Raw genomic sequence first — 14,644 nt, forward strand, 5'->3', positions numbered from 1 at the left:
TGAAAATAAACAATGAAGTTAAGCGTAATAATTCCTCTTTATAATAAAGAAAAACAAATAGAACGCTGTTTGATAAGTTTATTGACTCAAGACTTGCTATCATCTGAATACGAAATAATAATCGTTGATGACGGTAGTACTGATTTTAGCAATTCTATTGCTCAACAATATGCTGATGGACATAAAAATATTCATTTACATTGTCAAAAAAATGCTGGTAGCGGAGCAGCACGAAACACTGGATTAGAAGCTTCAAAAGGCAATTATGTTTATTTTTTAGATGCGGATGATTATGTAGCAAATAATGTTTTCAAGCGACTTATTCAATTGTCGGAACTAAATAATCTTGAAGTGTTAGGTTTTAATTTTAAGTATGTTGACGATGTTGATGGTATTATACCAAATTCCACTACCCAAAACATTCAAGATATATCTGTAAAAGTAATGGATGGTATGGAGTTTATTCAAAAATATGATTTCAGAGCTGAGGTATGGTGGTACATAACAAAAAGGACCTTTTTAACAGACAGCAAATTAAAATTTCCACATGATAGATTTGTACAAGATGCTAATTTTACGGCAACCTTAATATTAAGAACAAACAGAATTTCTAAGGTTAATTTTGATGTTTATAGATATGTTAAGACTAAAGATTCTTCAAGTAGAACTAATGACCCAAAGATTATGCTAAAATGGATGAATGATTTGGTTACTGCAGTTGAAGAATATGATGATTTGGTCAAAAGTTTAGACAGTTCAAATTTGTTCGTATATAATGAAGTTGTAAAAAAAATTAAACGTAAACAACACGCATGGGTTTTTGCAATTTTTATTAAAGCTTTTAAGTGCCGACTATACTTCAAGGATTTAAAAAAAATATTGTTTAAACTTAAAAAGTTGGACGCATATCCAATAAGCTCCAAATATGGTTCAATAGGAGCATTTAAGGCCTATAATATGATATTGATTCCCGTTTTCAATAACAGAATTTTGCTCTCTTTGGCCTTAAGAGTTAGTAAGTTTGTTAATTTTACAGGAATTGTATTCAAGTAGTTCACAGTAAAGAAAAAATAAAAATTTTAATTATTATTTTTTCTTTGTATTTAATCAGTACCTATAAACGAACCAAATAATTTGGATTTTAGCTAAAATTTTCGGTTTATTTGAAGACACGAGCATTTAGCTTAACCCATTATTTTTGTCCTATACCTATAATTATATTTAGCTAGCATAGAGAGATATTTAGCTTTATTAGGACATACGATTAAAGATTTTAAGACAAAAAAAATCTTGAAGTCTTGAAAAGCGAGTTTACAAATTAGAGTTTAAATCACTTAAAGCAGCAGTTGTTTAGAAAAAAGCCATAAATTGTTTTGACTAAATCTTCAAAATAAACAAGAACGGTTTATTATTAAATGGGAACTATATAATTTATCAGATAAATATTTGTAATACCTATTTAACAATACAAAGCAAACCAGTTTTTAAATTATTGATTAAAATCTACTTTTGTTTTGTTCCTATGGATTATGATACTTTTCTACAATACTACTGACCACTCAAAATTATCTGGGTTTGGTCCTGTACGGAAGTTTCTGTCCATCGCATCTAAAAAGTTCATATCAGATTCAGACAGTTCAAAATCAAAAAGATTAGCATTTGCAATTATGCGTTTCTCTTTCGAGGACTTAGGAATAGTAATTACCCCTTTTTGTAAATCATATCTTAATACAATTTGCGCGATGTTTTTATTATATTTTTCAGCTAGTTTTTCCAATTCAGGTAATTCGAAAACCTTTCCTTGCATTAAAGGTGACCAAGCTTGATATTGGATACGATGTAGTTGACAAAAGTTAATCAATTCTTGTTGCACTAGATAGGGGTGAAATTCCATTTGATTTACCATGGGAATCACTTTTGCATCTTCTATTAAATCTTCTAATTGATGTTTCAAAAAATTACATACACCTATTGCCCGTACTCTTCCTTGTTCATATAACTCCTCTAATGCGCGCCAAGTTTCTTTATATTCCCCTACCACCGGCCAATGAACTAGATAAAGATCCAAGTAATCCATTTTAAGATTTGCTAGGCTTCTTTCAAAAGCTTTTAAGGTTTTATCATAACCATGGTCACTGTTCCATACTTTACTTGTGAGAAAAACTTCTTGTCGTGGCACATTACTTGCTTCAATTCCCATTCTAACATCATTTTCGTTTCTATAAATAGCGGCCGTATCTATATGTCGATACCCATAATCCAGCGCAAATCGTACAGAATTGGTTACTTCTTGGCTATCTTTGGGCATATAAGTGCCAAGGCCTAAATATGGCATTTCAATGCCGTTATGTAATTTGAAAGTGCCTGTTAAATCAGTAATTTTTCTGTCCATTGAAAAATGCTTTATTAAAATATGATTAAACCCTGTTTACGACTAGAGAGAATTCGTTCAGAACATTCAAAACTAAAAAAATTATCAAAAATTGTGCTCAAAAACCCAATCAATTACATTTTTAAAAGACAAAACGTATAAAAATAGTTTGGCGCGTCTATCTTTTCCTTATAATTCTGCGTTAGGTTTCGAGCTTATACTCCATTTTTTAGCGCTCAGTTTTACGGGCATAAAAATATTATTAAGTTTCATAATGTCACTTAATTCCATAAATAGATAAATATTAATGAAAATTATTCAGGTTTTGAAATAATTAGTTTTATTTAGCGTTGAGTTTTTTGAAAATAAATTGGATTCAAATCAAATTATCTAAACTGATGAAAAAAGAGTATTTAGAAAAGGTTCAAACGATTGATGATTTAATAACTGCATTCTATGCTTGTCTAGGTGGTGAACCTGGTGAAAAAAGGGACTGGGAGTTTATGAAATTTTTATTTCACCCTCAAGGGATGAAAATTGGTTATGAGTATGACATAAATAGAAACTTTAGACCTCAATGGATACACCCAAATGACTATATAGAACGTATTGGTTTTTGGTTTAACAATACTCGAGAAACTGCTTTTTACGAAAGAGAATTAGGCAGAGTGGTAGAAACTTATGGAAATATTGGTCATGCATTTAGTCATTGCCAAGCTTTTCATAGTAAGGAAGATATGGCAAACAACAAACCATACAAACAAGACGTTAAAAGTATACAATTAGCCTACTACCAAGACAGATGGTGGATTATCAACATGTTTTGGCACGGTGTTACACCTGAATTTCCAGTTCCTGATAGGTATAAGAAATTTCAGCAATTCCCTTAGGCCATTTTTCTTAGCGCTACTAGATTATAAGATTAGCATACAAGTTTCAACCCTGGTTAAATAGGTTTTGGTTTAACAACCAAACCAGATAAAAATAAAATTAACGTATAATCATAATTGGGACTCCGATTGGAGTCCTTTTTTATTATCATATAAGGACAGGTTAAAAAACAACCCATAGTTTTGTTCGGCCATCAGAATTATGTGATAATAGTATCAGAGAACAGGCATTAGTTTACTTAATTATTAAAACCAAATGACGCTAAGTATAGTCATTCCTTTATACAATAAGGAGAAACATATTCTGCGTTGCCTAAAAAGTCTTTTGGCTCAAGACTTGTCACAAGATCAATACGAGATTATTGTTGTTGATGACGGTTCAACCGATTCAGGAGGTAATATTGCACTAAACTATGCTGAAATTTACGGAAATGTGTGTTTTTTTAAACAGGAAAATAAAGGAGTAAGTGCGGCAAGGAATAAAGGTTTGGATATTGCCAAAGGTGTATATGTCTATTTTATGGATGCTGATGATTATCTTGTTGAAAATACTTTGAATGAACTTTTAGCAATCTGTACTGAAAAAGAGTTAGAAATACTGGAATTCGACACCAGACAAACTAATAATAACGCACCTATTTTTAGCATCAGCGAAACAACAAGTACTCCTTCCCTACATATAATGGACAACGTGGCTTATATTTCAAAACATGGTTTCGCAGATGAGGCTTGGCGATATTTTGTAAAAAGAGAGCTCTTGAAAGAATCTGGGCTCCGTTTTATCGAAGGTACTCTTTATGAAGATGTCATTTTTACCGTCACTTTGTTTTTAAAAGCAAAAAAAATAGGCAAGGTAGCAATGGACGTACATAGATATGTCATGGTTGAAAACTCAATCGTCACAAACAAAAGTCGTACCCATAATTTGAAATTTATTAATGGGATGATATTTGCTATTGAACATTTTGAAAGCTTAATTCAAGACTTAGATACTAAGGATTCCAACTACCACTTATTTGTTAATAAAATAAAAGAGAGACAACAAGTTCTGGTTTTTGCATTGATTATCAGAACGCTCAAATATCGCCCTATGGATTATAAACAATTGAAAAAGATTCTGGCAAAGCTTAAATTATCAGGTGCCTATCCAATTGACTTAAGAACTGGGAAAACCAGTCAAGAAAAATCAAGTGGTATTTACAATTTGTTTGTTCCTATCTTCAATAATAAAATATTATTGTATATTATCATGGCGCTGATGCGACTAGTTCGTGTGCCTTGAACACTGGCCTGCTGAAGGGGTGAATAACCTATTTAAAGTAAATAATTAAGTATAAGATTACTATGAACTAAGAATTAGGTTTACTTCTGTTTTATTTTGCCTGCTATCAACAAACTCTAGCCTTTCTTTCCTTAAACCTAAGGATTAACAATCCCATATCCTCTTAAAAATCTGAAATGAACAATTAATACCAGTGATATATTATTAAAAAAAATGTTCTGTTTATATTAAAGTTTATGAACCATCGTTATTAAAATACTAATTCCACTGAAATATATGATTCAAGTTATTGAAGAAAAAAAATATTGGGACGACTTCATATCTTATTTTGAAGAATCAGATTTATATCACACATTCGATTATCACATGATTGCGAAAGGTGACCATAGACCCATACTTTTAAAATATACCGAAGGGAAAGCATGTATTGGGCTGCCTCTTTTGATTAGAAAAATTCCAGATACGAGTTATTATGATGCTACTTCTGTTTATGGGTATGTAGGGCCGTTGTGTAAAAATATTTTAATTGATTTTGACGAAAAACATTTTGAGAATGAACTCATTGAATATTTTACGTTGAACAATATTATTTCCGTCTTTTCAAGACTTAATCCCTTTTTGCCCCTACAGCAAAAAGTCTTAAACAAAATAGGTTTTATAGAAAAAAAGGGAAGGGTTGTTTCAATAAATCTTAAAAAAAATATTGATTTACAGCGTCAAGAATTTAGTAAAAGGCTTAAAGGCCAACTAAATAAAATAAGAAAGCATTGTCATGTCAAAAATGTAACTAATGATGTTGAACTTCAAGAATTTATTGACATATATCATGAAAATATGGATAGGGTCAATGCCGAAGCCATGTATTATTTTAACAAAAAGTATTTTAAATCAATATTAAAAAGCAATTCTTATAATACAGAAACTCTTTTGGTCGTTCATAATGAATCTAAAGAGGTAATTGGCGGTAGTATGTTTTTTTTCAAAAACTCTATTATTCATTATCATTTATCTGGTTCTAAAAGAGAATTTTTACATTTAATGCCATCCAAGCTTTTGATAGACGAAATGAGGATAAGGGCCACGCACATGGGATTGAACTATTTTAATTTAGGTGGTGGACTTGGTGGAAACGATGATTCTCTTCTTCAATTCAAAACATCTTTCTCAAAAAATATAAAGGATTTTTACGTCTGGAAATTAATTGTCAAACCACTGACCTATAATGATATGGTTCGAAAGTGCAACATCAACAATAAGGCTGTAATAGATTTTTTTCCTGCATATAGGAATCAAGTTAACAAATTACATGCAAAATCATTCGAAAACTTCATCAAATAGCTAGAAAAGGATTGGCTGATTTCATATGAAATGTCTAACAGAACCTTTGTTAAGTTTATCAAAAGTCAAATGAGCTCTGTATATAATGATAATAGATAACCCATTCTCTTCAAAAATTTTTATTTCTTATTGGTCAAAACATTTCTTGTCTAATAAGAAAACATATCTTTTTCAATTCGTAAAAAACCTAACATTCTATAAATCTAAATTACCGGGACTATACATTAATACTGGGAAAAACTTGACGAAAGGCATTAGCTATGAACTCAGTCCATTAAATGAAGAAAATAAGAAAGGGAAAACTCTTCTAATTTATGATGTGATAAATTATAACGGTGAAAGAAAATCACTGAAAAATAAGGGTATTGGTTTACATACAGTGGGGCAATATCCTGGTTTTCTAATAGACTTAGAAGCATATTCCAATCTTAATGAGTTCATGACAAATACTTTTAAAAAAAGTAGCCGTTACAAACTCAAAAAATATAAGAATAAGCTTGAAACCTGTTTTGATATTAATTATAAATTGTTTAATGGAGAAATTTTACAAAAGGAATACGATTTCATTTTTGAAAATTTCAGAAAATTGCTCGTCAAAAGATTTGAGGACAAAGAAATAACTAATAATAATTTGAATCGATCAGAATGGGATTTCTATCGGGAAGTTGCTTATTCCATGATAATAGAAAAAAAGGCTGGTCTTTTCGTTATCTACAATGGCGCCCAACCCATAGGAGTAACCTTAGTTTATTTTTCAGAAAAAATCGTTTTTGATGCAATTACAGTCTTTGATATTGATTATGCCAAATTTCATTTGGGCTCAATTACTATAATGAAATTGATAGAATGGAGTATCAGCAATAATTTTAAAATCTTTGATTTCTCTAAAGGATACTTTGATTATAAGAAAAGATGGGCGACAAAAAAATATGATTTTGAATACCATATAATATATGATCGTGAGTCGATAAAAGCACAAATATTGGCATTTGGTATTAAGTCTTTCTTTGAATTTAAGCAATTACTTCGTGAAAAAAATATAAATCAACAATTCCATAAGCTTACTTTTTTACTTAGAAAAAAAAACACTTCGGTAAAACCAAGACTATCTTACAACTTTACTGAGACAGAAAAGGAGTATTCAGATGAAGAATTGATTAAAATTAACTTAGATACTAAAAAAAATCATTTCTTAAAAAATCCAGTTTTTAACTTTTTGTATTTAAACAACGAGAAATCAAATAGTCTTCAAGCTTTCAAAATTATTGGTAAAAATGATTATTATCTATTTAAAGGAGAAAACAAAATTATAGAACTAAACATAAAACTTCCACGCTAATAATGTTAAGCTTCTTAAGGTTAAAACATAATTTTACACTCGATTTTTTTTCCAAAGGCTCGATATATCCTATTTATAATGAGGTTTACAACAAAACAAGCGGACAATGTTTTTCAAACAAGGTATCCGTATTCCCCAATCCAAAGAATAAAATTTATGTCGTAAACAACATACCTCCATATTTTGATTTAAAAATAAATACTGAAAAAGTTCCCTATGATTATTATAAAACAAACTATTTAAAAGGTTTTCTAGTCAATCTAGATGGATATGATTCTATTGCAGAATATTTAAAAAATCAGCTTGGATCCAAAAGTCGTTCAAAAATGCGCGCTTATCTAAAAAGATTGGAAACTTGTTTTTCTATTCGTTATAGAATGTTTCATGGTACTATTACCAAAAAAGAATATGACTTTTTGTTCAATCAATTTCTGATTATGATCAAAAGACGGTTTTCTCAAAGAAAAGAAACCCATGAAGCATTAAAAGACTGGGAATATATAAGAGAAACTACCTATTCTAGGATTATTAAAAAAGAAGCTTCTCTTTTTGTAATATATGATGGAGACAAACCAATTGATATATGCCTAAACTATCATCATCAGAACATTTTTAACAATTCCATTCGTTCTTATGATATAGACTATAATAAGTTCCGATTGGGACATATCGATATTTTAAAACAACTAGAATGGTGTATGGAAAACGAATATACCGTATTCGATCTTTCCTATGGTGATTTGGACTACAAACGAAAATGGTGCAATACAGTTTATGAGTTTACACAACACGTTCTGTTCCCAAAGGACTTGGTTCAAAAAAGAGTTTTGGCCTTTTTGGTAATTCAGCTCATTAATCTCAAAGCTTTTCTAAAGAACAAAAAAGTAGATATTTTGTTTCAAAAAATTAGAGCAATTTTGAAAAGAAAACCAGTAAAGGCCATTGAAAGTTATGAACCTTCCTTGGAAATAATTCAAATACCTGAAGGTCTATTGTTGGAAGAAAGGGTCAAGATCGACATCAATAAGGAGGAATATGCCTTTTTGCGTAAGAAAGTATACGATTTTCAATATATTGAAAGAGTTCATTCTGAAAACATTTCAGTTCACAGACCAATTGATAGAAATGACACTTTTATTGTTTTGTACGACAACGATGGCATAGCTATAATAAATCAAAAAAAATAATTATTTAGAGATGCTAAAAAGCAACCGGGTAAGTATAACTTTACTAACTGAGCTTTATTTAAAGCAAGAGATCATCTCTTGTATATATTCCCATATAGGACTATCATCAAATTTAAATAACAACTTAATCGGTGTTAAATCAACACCAAGCAATAAGAAAAAAATATACTCCTTTACTTATGTCCCTGATTATATAACCATAGTTGTTTTCAATTCTATCAAATGGACAGAAAAGATTTTTCCATCTGTAAACGGTTATGCTATCAGTATAGACGACAATTTGAGCGTGGATGACTATCTACGTCAAAAAAACAAAAAACAGCGCGAAAACATTAACCGAGCATTAAATAGGCTGGAAACCTGTTTTAATGTTCACTATAAAATGTTTCAGAAAAATATAGAGGAAGAAGAATACTTTTTTTTAATGAGGCATTTAAAAGCGATGACCATCAAAAGGTTTGAGCAACGTAATCAAAAAAGTGACAGTCTGACAAACTGGGATAAAATACTTTCTACCTCACTCGCACTTATGAAAGAGGGTAAAGCATCCTTATTTGTAATATATGATAAGGACTTGCCAATTGCCATTTCTTTTAACTACATCTATTCTAAACTATTATTCGGATATATTTCCTCCTATAATATTGACTATTATAAATTTAGTCTTGGCCACCTCATAATTTACAAGCTATTTGAGTGGTGTTTAGATAATCAATATGCACAATATGATATGGGATGGGGAGATTTAGATTATAAAAAATTGTGGTGCAATAATATATACAGTTTTAACCATCATATACTTTATCCTAAGTATTCTATTATAGGTTTTCTTTATGCGCTCAAACATGGTAATAAGTCAAAAATTCTAGCGTTTTTGATTTCTAAAGGAGTCAACAAACGGTTTAGTAGAGTCAAAAAAAAACTAAAAGGAAATAACCGAATAACCCAAAAAAGATTGTCCTATAAATTTAAAAAATTGACGCCAACACAATTCGAGCAATTAAAAGGAATTGACCCTTTGCAAAAGAACTTACATATTACTAAACAAATCCTAAATGATTTTCTTTTTCTAACCCAAGAACGTTCAAGTAATGTCTTGCTTTATTATTCCCAGATTGAAAACTTATACATTTTGAAGGGCAAAAAAGAGGCAAGAGCAATTTTGTTCAATCAGTCAAACCATTAATATGCTATTCAATTCCCTAGAATTTTTACTATTTCTTCCTCTAGTATTTTTCTTGTATTGGTTCGTGTTTAAAAAAAATATTCTGCTACAGAACCTTTTTTTAATTTTCGCCAGCTATATCTTTTATGGTTGGTGGGATTGGAGGTTTCTTTTGTTAATCTTTTTGAGTACTGTGATGGATTTTTTTGTCGGACAAAAGATTTATCAAAACCTCAACGTCAAAAAGAAGGCTAGGTATTGGTTGTGGGTAAGTATGGCTTTCAATATTGGGATGTTAGGCTTTTTCAAATACAGTAATTTCTTTGTGGATTCCTTTATTGGCATGTTTAGTTCCCTAGGCTATGAAATTAAAAGTACATGGACCTTAAATATCATACTTCCCGTGGGTATTTCATTCTATACATTTCAGACAATGTCCTACTCCTTTGACATTTATTATAAAAAACTAACCCCTACCAAGAACTTTATCGCTTTTACCGCCTTTGTTTCATTCTTCCCGCAGTTGGTGGCAGGACCCATTGAAAGAGCTTCCAATCTATTGTCACAAATTATGGATAAGCGCTCTTTTAAGTATGAGCAAGCTTCGGGTGGCATAAAACTCATTTTATGGGGTCTTTTCAAAAAGATAGTCATAGCCGATTCCCTAGCTCCCATAGTTGACGATATTTTTGCCAATTATTCAACCTACCCCGCTTCTTCGCTCATTCTTGGAGTTTGCTTGTTCAGTTTTCAGGTTTATGGAGACTTCAGTGGATATTCTGATATTGCCATTGGTACAGCGAAGCTTTTTGGGATTGAGCTCATGTCCAATTTTAAGTTCCCAAACTTTTCAAGAAATGTTGCTGAATATTGGCAACGGTGGCATGTATCCCTATCCACTTGGTTCAGACATTACCTTTATATACCCATGGGTGGCTCTCGCGTAAACAAAACCAAATCTGTAAGAAATATTATTGTGATTTTTCTTGTGAGCGGTTTTTGGCATGGTGCCAATTGGACCTTCATTTTTTGGGGAGGACTGCACGCCTTATTCTATATTCCCGTTTTTTTGATGGGAAGAAACCGAATGTATGCCGATAATGTTGTAGGGGAGAAAAGCATCTTCCCCACCCCAATTGAAATTCTTCAAGTACTTCTTACTTTTATGTTGGTTACGTTTTCCAGGATATTTTTTAGATCTCCAACCCTTACAGATTCATTCCAGTATATGAACAGAATCGCTACCGACTTTTCATATGAACCCTATGTTCACCCTATGGGATATCGAATGGCTGACTTTTACATATTATTGGTCTTTTTTGTTATTTATGAATATTTGATTCGAAAAGATGAGCGAAATCCGTTTAAATTCAAATCGAAGGTGGTTCGGTTTTTATTATATGCCGTAATTGTTTTGACCATGCTCCTATTCTATGATGATGAGATAAACAGATCATTTATATATTTTCAATTCTAAAAATATGAATAAGTTTTTGATAAGAATGGTAGGGTACACATTCCTGATTCTGCTAGCGATGGAAATTCTGGTCAGGGTTCTCCATCTATACACAGAAGATCCTCCAAGATTTATTGATGATTTGGGCGTTGAAAAACGCGTTCCTGGTCTCAACGGTTACGCGGTAACGGGCAATAGAAATCAAAATTTCTCCGAATTCAAAATCAATGCCGCAGGTTTTAATTCCTACCGAGAATTCAATCCATCAAAATCCAAGTATGAGATTGCTCTTATCGGAGATTCATTTATCGAAGGATTTCATCAAGATTACTTTAACTCCATTGGAAAGAAAATAGAAAAAAAACTGGATAGCGTTGAGGTTTATGAATATGGATATGCTGGGTATGATTTAGCCAATCAAATGCATTTGATATATGCTTATAAGAATGAATTTAATCTCATTGACGAAATTATAATCTACTTGAACTATGAAAGTGATTTGGGTCGAGGGGAATATGAGCCCAACTTTGGAAGAATAGCCATGTTATCGTCAACCGTTTTTAAAATGCGGGACAATATCAAATTGCTGGCATATGGCTCTAAAATTGGAATTCTTGAGCCCATTAAAAAAATGTTTTCAAATAAAGGTTTCGAAAATAACACTAACATTCATTCAAATGCACTTAATCTAGAAAAGCAGTATTTGGAAAATTTCAAAAGTCTCGCAAAGTTATATGGCTTAGACAAGTGTAAAACAACAATTCTTTTGGACTCAAGAAAGACGAGCAAATCATTTCTGAAGTATTGCGAAGAAAATAATATCAACTACATTGATTTTGCAAAGAAGTTTGAAGATACGACCAAGTCCGTAACTTTAATCTATGACCGACATTGGAACAATCATGGTAGAAAATTGATTGCTGAATTCATAGTAGACTTTATTCATAACAAAAAAAATACAGATGAAAACTGTAACCAGCAAGCATCATCTACACAACTAACCAAATAATAAATAAAATAAGACAGAAACCTTGCTAACAGGCTTACATAAAATAAAAACACTCTCTTACCTTCAAAAAATAGAAACTTAATACAAACTCAACTTTTAGGAAGTTATAGTGATTTCAGCAAAGATACTTTCAAATAAATCATACCAACATTACTTTTCATACGGAAGCTATAGATTTATGATTTGTAGTATTTTAGAATGTTAATAATAAAAAATCTGATTGCACAGAAACACTATGGTTTCATTATCTAAAACCAATCTTAGAAAAAACAAAGTAAGATAGGTACTTTATAAAAACAAAAAAAGCATATGCATCCCTTTTCTAAATAGCAACCTTCACTTTTCAAACCAGTCTAAGAATTTCTTATTCCAGAGATGTATATGTCCTGATTTTAATAAAAACGTCCCGTTACATTCCTCCTATTCAACCTATTGATAAAATCATATCTTAAAAAAACCTCAAAAGAACCGTCATTGAATTGGGTACTTCCTAATGCTGTAGTTTCAAAGTCATATGCTAGGCCCAAAAGAAACTTATCTGCAAATTTTACTCCAAAAAGGGCGCTAACAGCTGAGTTCAATCGATATGCAGCTCCCACGGAAAACTTATCGTTAAAGGTTAAATTTGCTGTCAAATCAAGTTGAACGGGGCCACCGCTAACAGCCTTTAATAAAAATCCTGGTTGTAATACGAGATCTCTATTTATATCAAACCGATATCCAGAAATCAAATAATAGTTCATTCTATCTTTTGCAAGAAATGAAGTGCCTCCAGAAGAGTTGTCAAAGTGCTCCGTTTCTAAAAGATTTGGCACAGAAAGCCCGGCGTAAAACCGTTCTTGATAATAGTAAACACCAAGGCCAGCGTTGGGAGAAAACTTATTATCAATATTGGGTAAATTGGCCTCCACACCGAAATTGGTCAAATTTGTAAAATCAACATTCAGGAAATCTCCACCAACATTCAATCCAAAAGCTAAGTTACCTTCTTGTGAAGTGGGAATAGTGTAAGAAAGCGCTACGTCGAAATACGTTTCTTGTACAGTTCCATCTCCGATATTGTCATTGACAATAGACAATCCTCCTCCGAATCTTTCCGATATTGGACTTTGTATACTAAATGTTTGAGTTACCGGAGCACCATCAAGGCCAATCCACTGAGATCGGTGCAATGCCGAAACACTTAAAACATTTCCTGCACCTGCGAATGCAGGATTTACCACAATAGTATTTAACATATACTGCGTGTATTGTGGATCTTGTTGGGCAGTAACAGATTTTGTTACCCCAAAAATTACTGCTATTATAAAAATGAACTTTTTCATTGTAAAATTGTCTTAAGTTTTTATTGATTGATGTACAAATACCCTGAAGCGTTCCTTGACCTGCCTTCATCCATATACTTAATTACATAAAAGTATACCCCAGCTGGCAGCACATTACCCTTGTTTAGAGACGTGCCAGTATTTGCTATTCCTTCAAAAGCATTAGAATTATTGTCATAATTCTCCGTTTTGAAAACAGGAGCTCCCCAACGGTTGATAATTTCTACACTAGTATTGGAAAACAACTCTATATTTTCAATCCTAAAGGAGTCATTTACGCCATCTCCATCTGGGGTAAGAATAGTATTGCCAATTTCAACACCGCAAATCGTGCCTTGAGGTGGAGTACCACCATCAGAATCACATGGCTCCAGTGGATCGGTTTCATCAGCAACTTCTTGACCATCATTTATCGTATCTCCATCCGTATCAGGGTTATCGGGATCAGTACCCAGTTCCGCTTCATCATCATCACTTAAACCATCTTCATCACTATCACAGATTGTACCTGGAAGTGGAGTACCCCCTATAGAGTCACAATCATCAAAAGGGTTGGTCTCATCTGAAACTTCTTGGCCATCATTTATGGTATCTCCATCAGTATCAGAAACATATACTTCTGTCCCCAACATTACTTCTTCCCCATTGGTTAAACCATCTCCATCACAATCGGCAGCCGCCCATATGGCATTTCCCGTATCAAAACCCGTATAACCCGAAGCTTGGACAGGGTCGCAAGGATCCATGGGATCCGTACCATTGTTCGTTTCGGTATCATCGTCAATCCCGTCACCGTCCGTGTCAGCAGAAGCTTGGTAAGGGTCCGTACCATTGGTGTCCTCATCGCCATTCGTTACACCGTCACTGTCACAATCCGCAGCTGCCCATATCGCGTTATCAGCATCATAGCCAGAATAACCGACTGCCTGTGCCGGGTCGCAAGGGTCATTTAGATTCGTTCCATTGTTCACCTCATCGTCATCGTCTATACCATCTCCATCGGTATCACCGGAGACTTGGTAAGGGTCGGTTCCATTAGTATCCTCTTCCCCATTGGTGATTCCGTCACTGTCACAATCCGCAGCGGCCCATATCGCGTTACCAGCATCATAGCCAGAATAACCGGCTGCCTGTACCGGGTCGCAAGGGTCATTTTCGTCTGTACCATCGTTTGTCTCATTGTCATCGTCTATACCATCTCCATCGGTATCACCGGAGGCTTGATAAGAGTCAGTACCATTGGTGTCCTCTTCCCCATTGGTCACCCCGTCACCATCACAGT

At 32.8% G+C, this 14,644-nt stretch carries 12 protein-coding genes; 9 read left to right on the top strand and 3 right to left on the bottom strand.

All coding sequences use genetic code 11. The features are described from left to right. The first annotated feature begins 12 nt into the window (after nt 1-12). Nucleotides 13-1,053: a glycosyltransferase gene (locus RM706_RS12430; RefSeq protein ID WP_311351969.1), complete on the top strand. Its 1,041-nt coding sequence runs from the start codon at nt 13-15 to the stop codon at nt 1,051-1,053. A 487-nt stretch (nt 1,054-1,540) separates the two neighbouring features. Here the strand turns inward: RM706_RS12430 and RM706_RS12435 are convergent, their stop codons facing one another. Next, nucleotides 1,541-2,392, bottom strand: coding sequence for an aldo/keto reductase (locus tag RM706_RS12435; RefSeq protein WP_311351971.1), 852 nt, complete (start codon nt 2,390-2,392; stop codon nt 1,541-1,543). A 377-nt stretch (nt 2,393-2,769) separates the two neighbouring features. Between RM706_RS12435 and RM706_RS12440 the strand changes: the two genes are divergently transcribed. From RM706_RS12440 to RM706_RS12475, 8 genes are all read left to right on the top strand, one after another. Continuing rightward, the gene (locus RM706_RS12440; RefSeq protein WP_311351974.1) at nt 2,770-3,261 is read left to right on the top strand and encodes a hypothetical protein; all 492 of its coding nucleotides are present in this window, start codon (nt 2,770-2,772) and stop codon (nt 3,259-3,261) included. Nucleotides 3,262-3,517: 256 nt separating this feature from the next. Then, a complete protein-coding gene (locus tag RM706_RS12445) occupies nt 3,518-4,543 on the top strand; it encodes a glycosyltransferase (RefSeq protein ID WP_311351976.1) in 1,026 nt (341 codons plus the stop codon). A 276-nt stretch (nt 4,544-4,819) separates the two neighbouring features. Then, nucleotides 4,820-5,881 carry a peptidoglycan bridge formation glycyltransferase FemA/FemB family protein gene (locus RM706_RS12450; protein WP_311351977.1) on the top strand — a complete coding sequence of 354 codons (1,062 nt, stop codon included), beginning with the start codon at nt 4,820-4,822 and terminating at the stop codon, nt 5,879-5,881. A gap of 85 nt (nt 5,882-5,966) precedes the next feature. After that, nucleotides 5,967-7,220 (top strand): GNAT family N-acetyltransferase, encoded by a 1,254-nt coding sequence (locus RM706_RS12455; RefSeq protein WP_311351979.1) that lies wholly within the window; start codon nt 5,967-5,969, stop codon nt 7,218-7,220. 2 nt (nt 7,221-7,222) lie between these two features. Beyond that, the gene (locus RM706_RS12460; RefSeq protein ID WP_311351982.1) at nt 7,223-8,407 is read left to right on the top strand and encodes a GNAT family N-acetyltransferase; all 1,185 of its coding nucleotides are present in this window, start codon (nt 7,223-7,225) and stop codon (nt 8,405-8,407) included. Between the two features lie 10 nt (nt 8,408-8,417). Next, a complete protein-coding gene (locus RM706_RS12465; RefSeq protein WP_311351984.1) occupies nt 8,418-9,593 on the top strand; it encodes a GNAT family N-acetyltransferase in 1,176 nt (391 codons plus the stop codon). A gap of 175 nt (nt 9,594-9,768) precedes the next feature. Continuing rightward, entirely contained in the window at nt 9,769-11,049 is a 1,281-nt protein-coding gene (locus RM706_RS12470) for an MBOAT family O-acyltransferase (RefSeq protein WP_311351986.1), read from the top strand. Nucleotides 11,050-11,053: 4 nt separating this feature from the next. After that, on the top strand, nt 11,054-12,037 hold the full coding sequence (locus RM706_RS12475; protein WP_311351988.1) for a hypothetical protein: 984 nt from the start codon (nt 11,054-11,056) through the stop codon (nt 12,035-12,037). 392 nt (nt 12,038-12,429) lie between these two features. On the opposite strand, the gene RM706_RS12480 is transcribed toward RM706_RS12475, so the two are convergent. Together RM706_RS12480 and RM706_RS12485 are read right to left on the bottom strand one after the other, a co-directional pair. Further along, nucleotides 12,430-13,362 carry a PorP/SprF family type IX secretion system membrane protein gene (locus RM706_RS12480; protein ID WP_311351990.1) on the bottom strand — a complete coding sequence of 311 codons (933 nt, stop codon included), beginning with the start codon at nt 13,360-13,362 and terminating at the stop codon, nt 12,430-12,432. 20 nt (nt 13,363-13,382) lie between these two features. Beyond that, the coding region (locus tag RM706_RS12485) for a T9SS type B sorting domain-containing protein (protein WP_311351992.1) at nt 13,383-14,644 on the bottom strand (1,262 nt) is incomplete at its 5' end.

Origin of the sequence: Croceitalea rosinachiae, assembly GCF_031846445.1 — a bacterium.
GTDB classification, from domain to species: Bacteria; Bacteroidota; Bacteroidia; order Flavobacteriales; family Flavobacteriaceae; genus Croceitalea; species Croceitalea rosinachiae.

What these genes read in the sequence shown, in the direction of transcription:
- RM706_RS12480 (WP_311351990.1), bottom strand. Translation starts at nt 13,362, where the DNA reads ATGAAAAAGTTCATTTTTATAATAGCAGTAATTTTTGGGGTAACAAAA.
- RM706_RS12430 (WP_311351969.1), top strand. Translation starts at nt 13, where the DNA reads ATGAAGTTAAGCGTAATAATTCCTCTTTATAATAAAGAAAAACAAATA.
- RM706_RS12450 (WP_311351977.1), top strand. Translation starts at nt 4,820, where the DNA reads ATGATTCAAGTTATTGAAGAAAAAAAATATTGGGACGACTTCATATCT.
- RM706_RS12435 (WP_311351971.1), bottom strand. Translation starts at nt 2,392, where the DNA reads ATGGACAGAAAAATTACTGATTTAACAGGCACTTTCAAATTACATAAC.
- RM706_RS12465 (WP_311351984.1), top strand. Translation starts at nt 8,418, where the DNA reads ATGCTAAAAAGCAACCGGGTAAGTATAACTTTACTAACTGAGCTTTAT.
- RM706_RS12440 (WP_311351974.1), top strand. Translation starts at nt 2,770, where the DNA reads ATGAAAAAAGAGTATTTAGAAAAGGTTCAAACGATTGATGATTTAATA.
- RM706_RS12470 (WP_311351986.1), top strand. Translation starts at nt 9,769, where the DNA reads ATGGATTTTTTTGTCGGACAAAAGATTTATCAAAACCTCAACGTCAAA.
- RM706_RS12475 (WP_311351988.1), top strand. Translation starts at nt 11,054, where the DNA reads ATGAATAAGTTTTTGATAAGAATGGTAGGGTACACATTCCTGATTCTG.
- RM706_RS12445 (WP_311351976.1), top strand. Translation starts at nt 3,518, where the DNA reads ATGACGCTAAGTATAGTCATTCCTTTATACAATAAGGAGAAACATATT.
- RM706_RS12460 (WP_311351982.1), top strand. Translation starts at nt 7,223, where the DNA reads ATGTTAAGCTTCTTAAGGTTAAAACATAATTTTACACTCGATTTTTTT.
- RM706_RS12455 (WP_311351979.1), top strand. Translation starts at nt 5,967, where the DNA reads ATGATAATAGATAACCCATTCTCTTCAAAAATTTTTATTTCTTATTGG.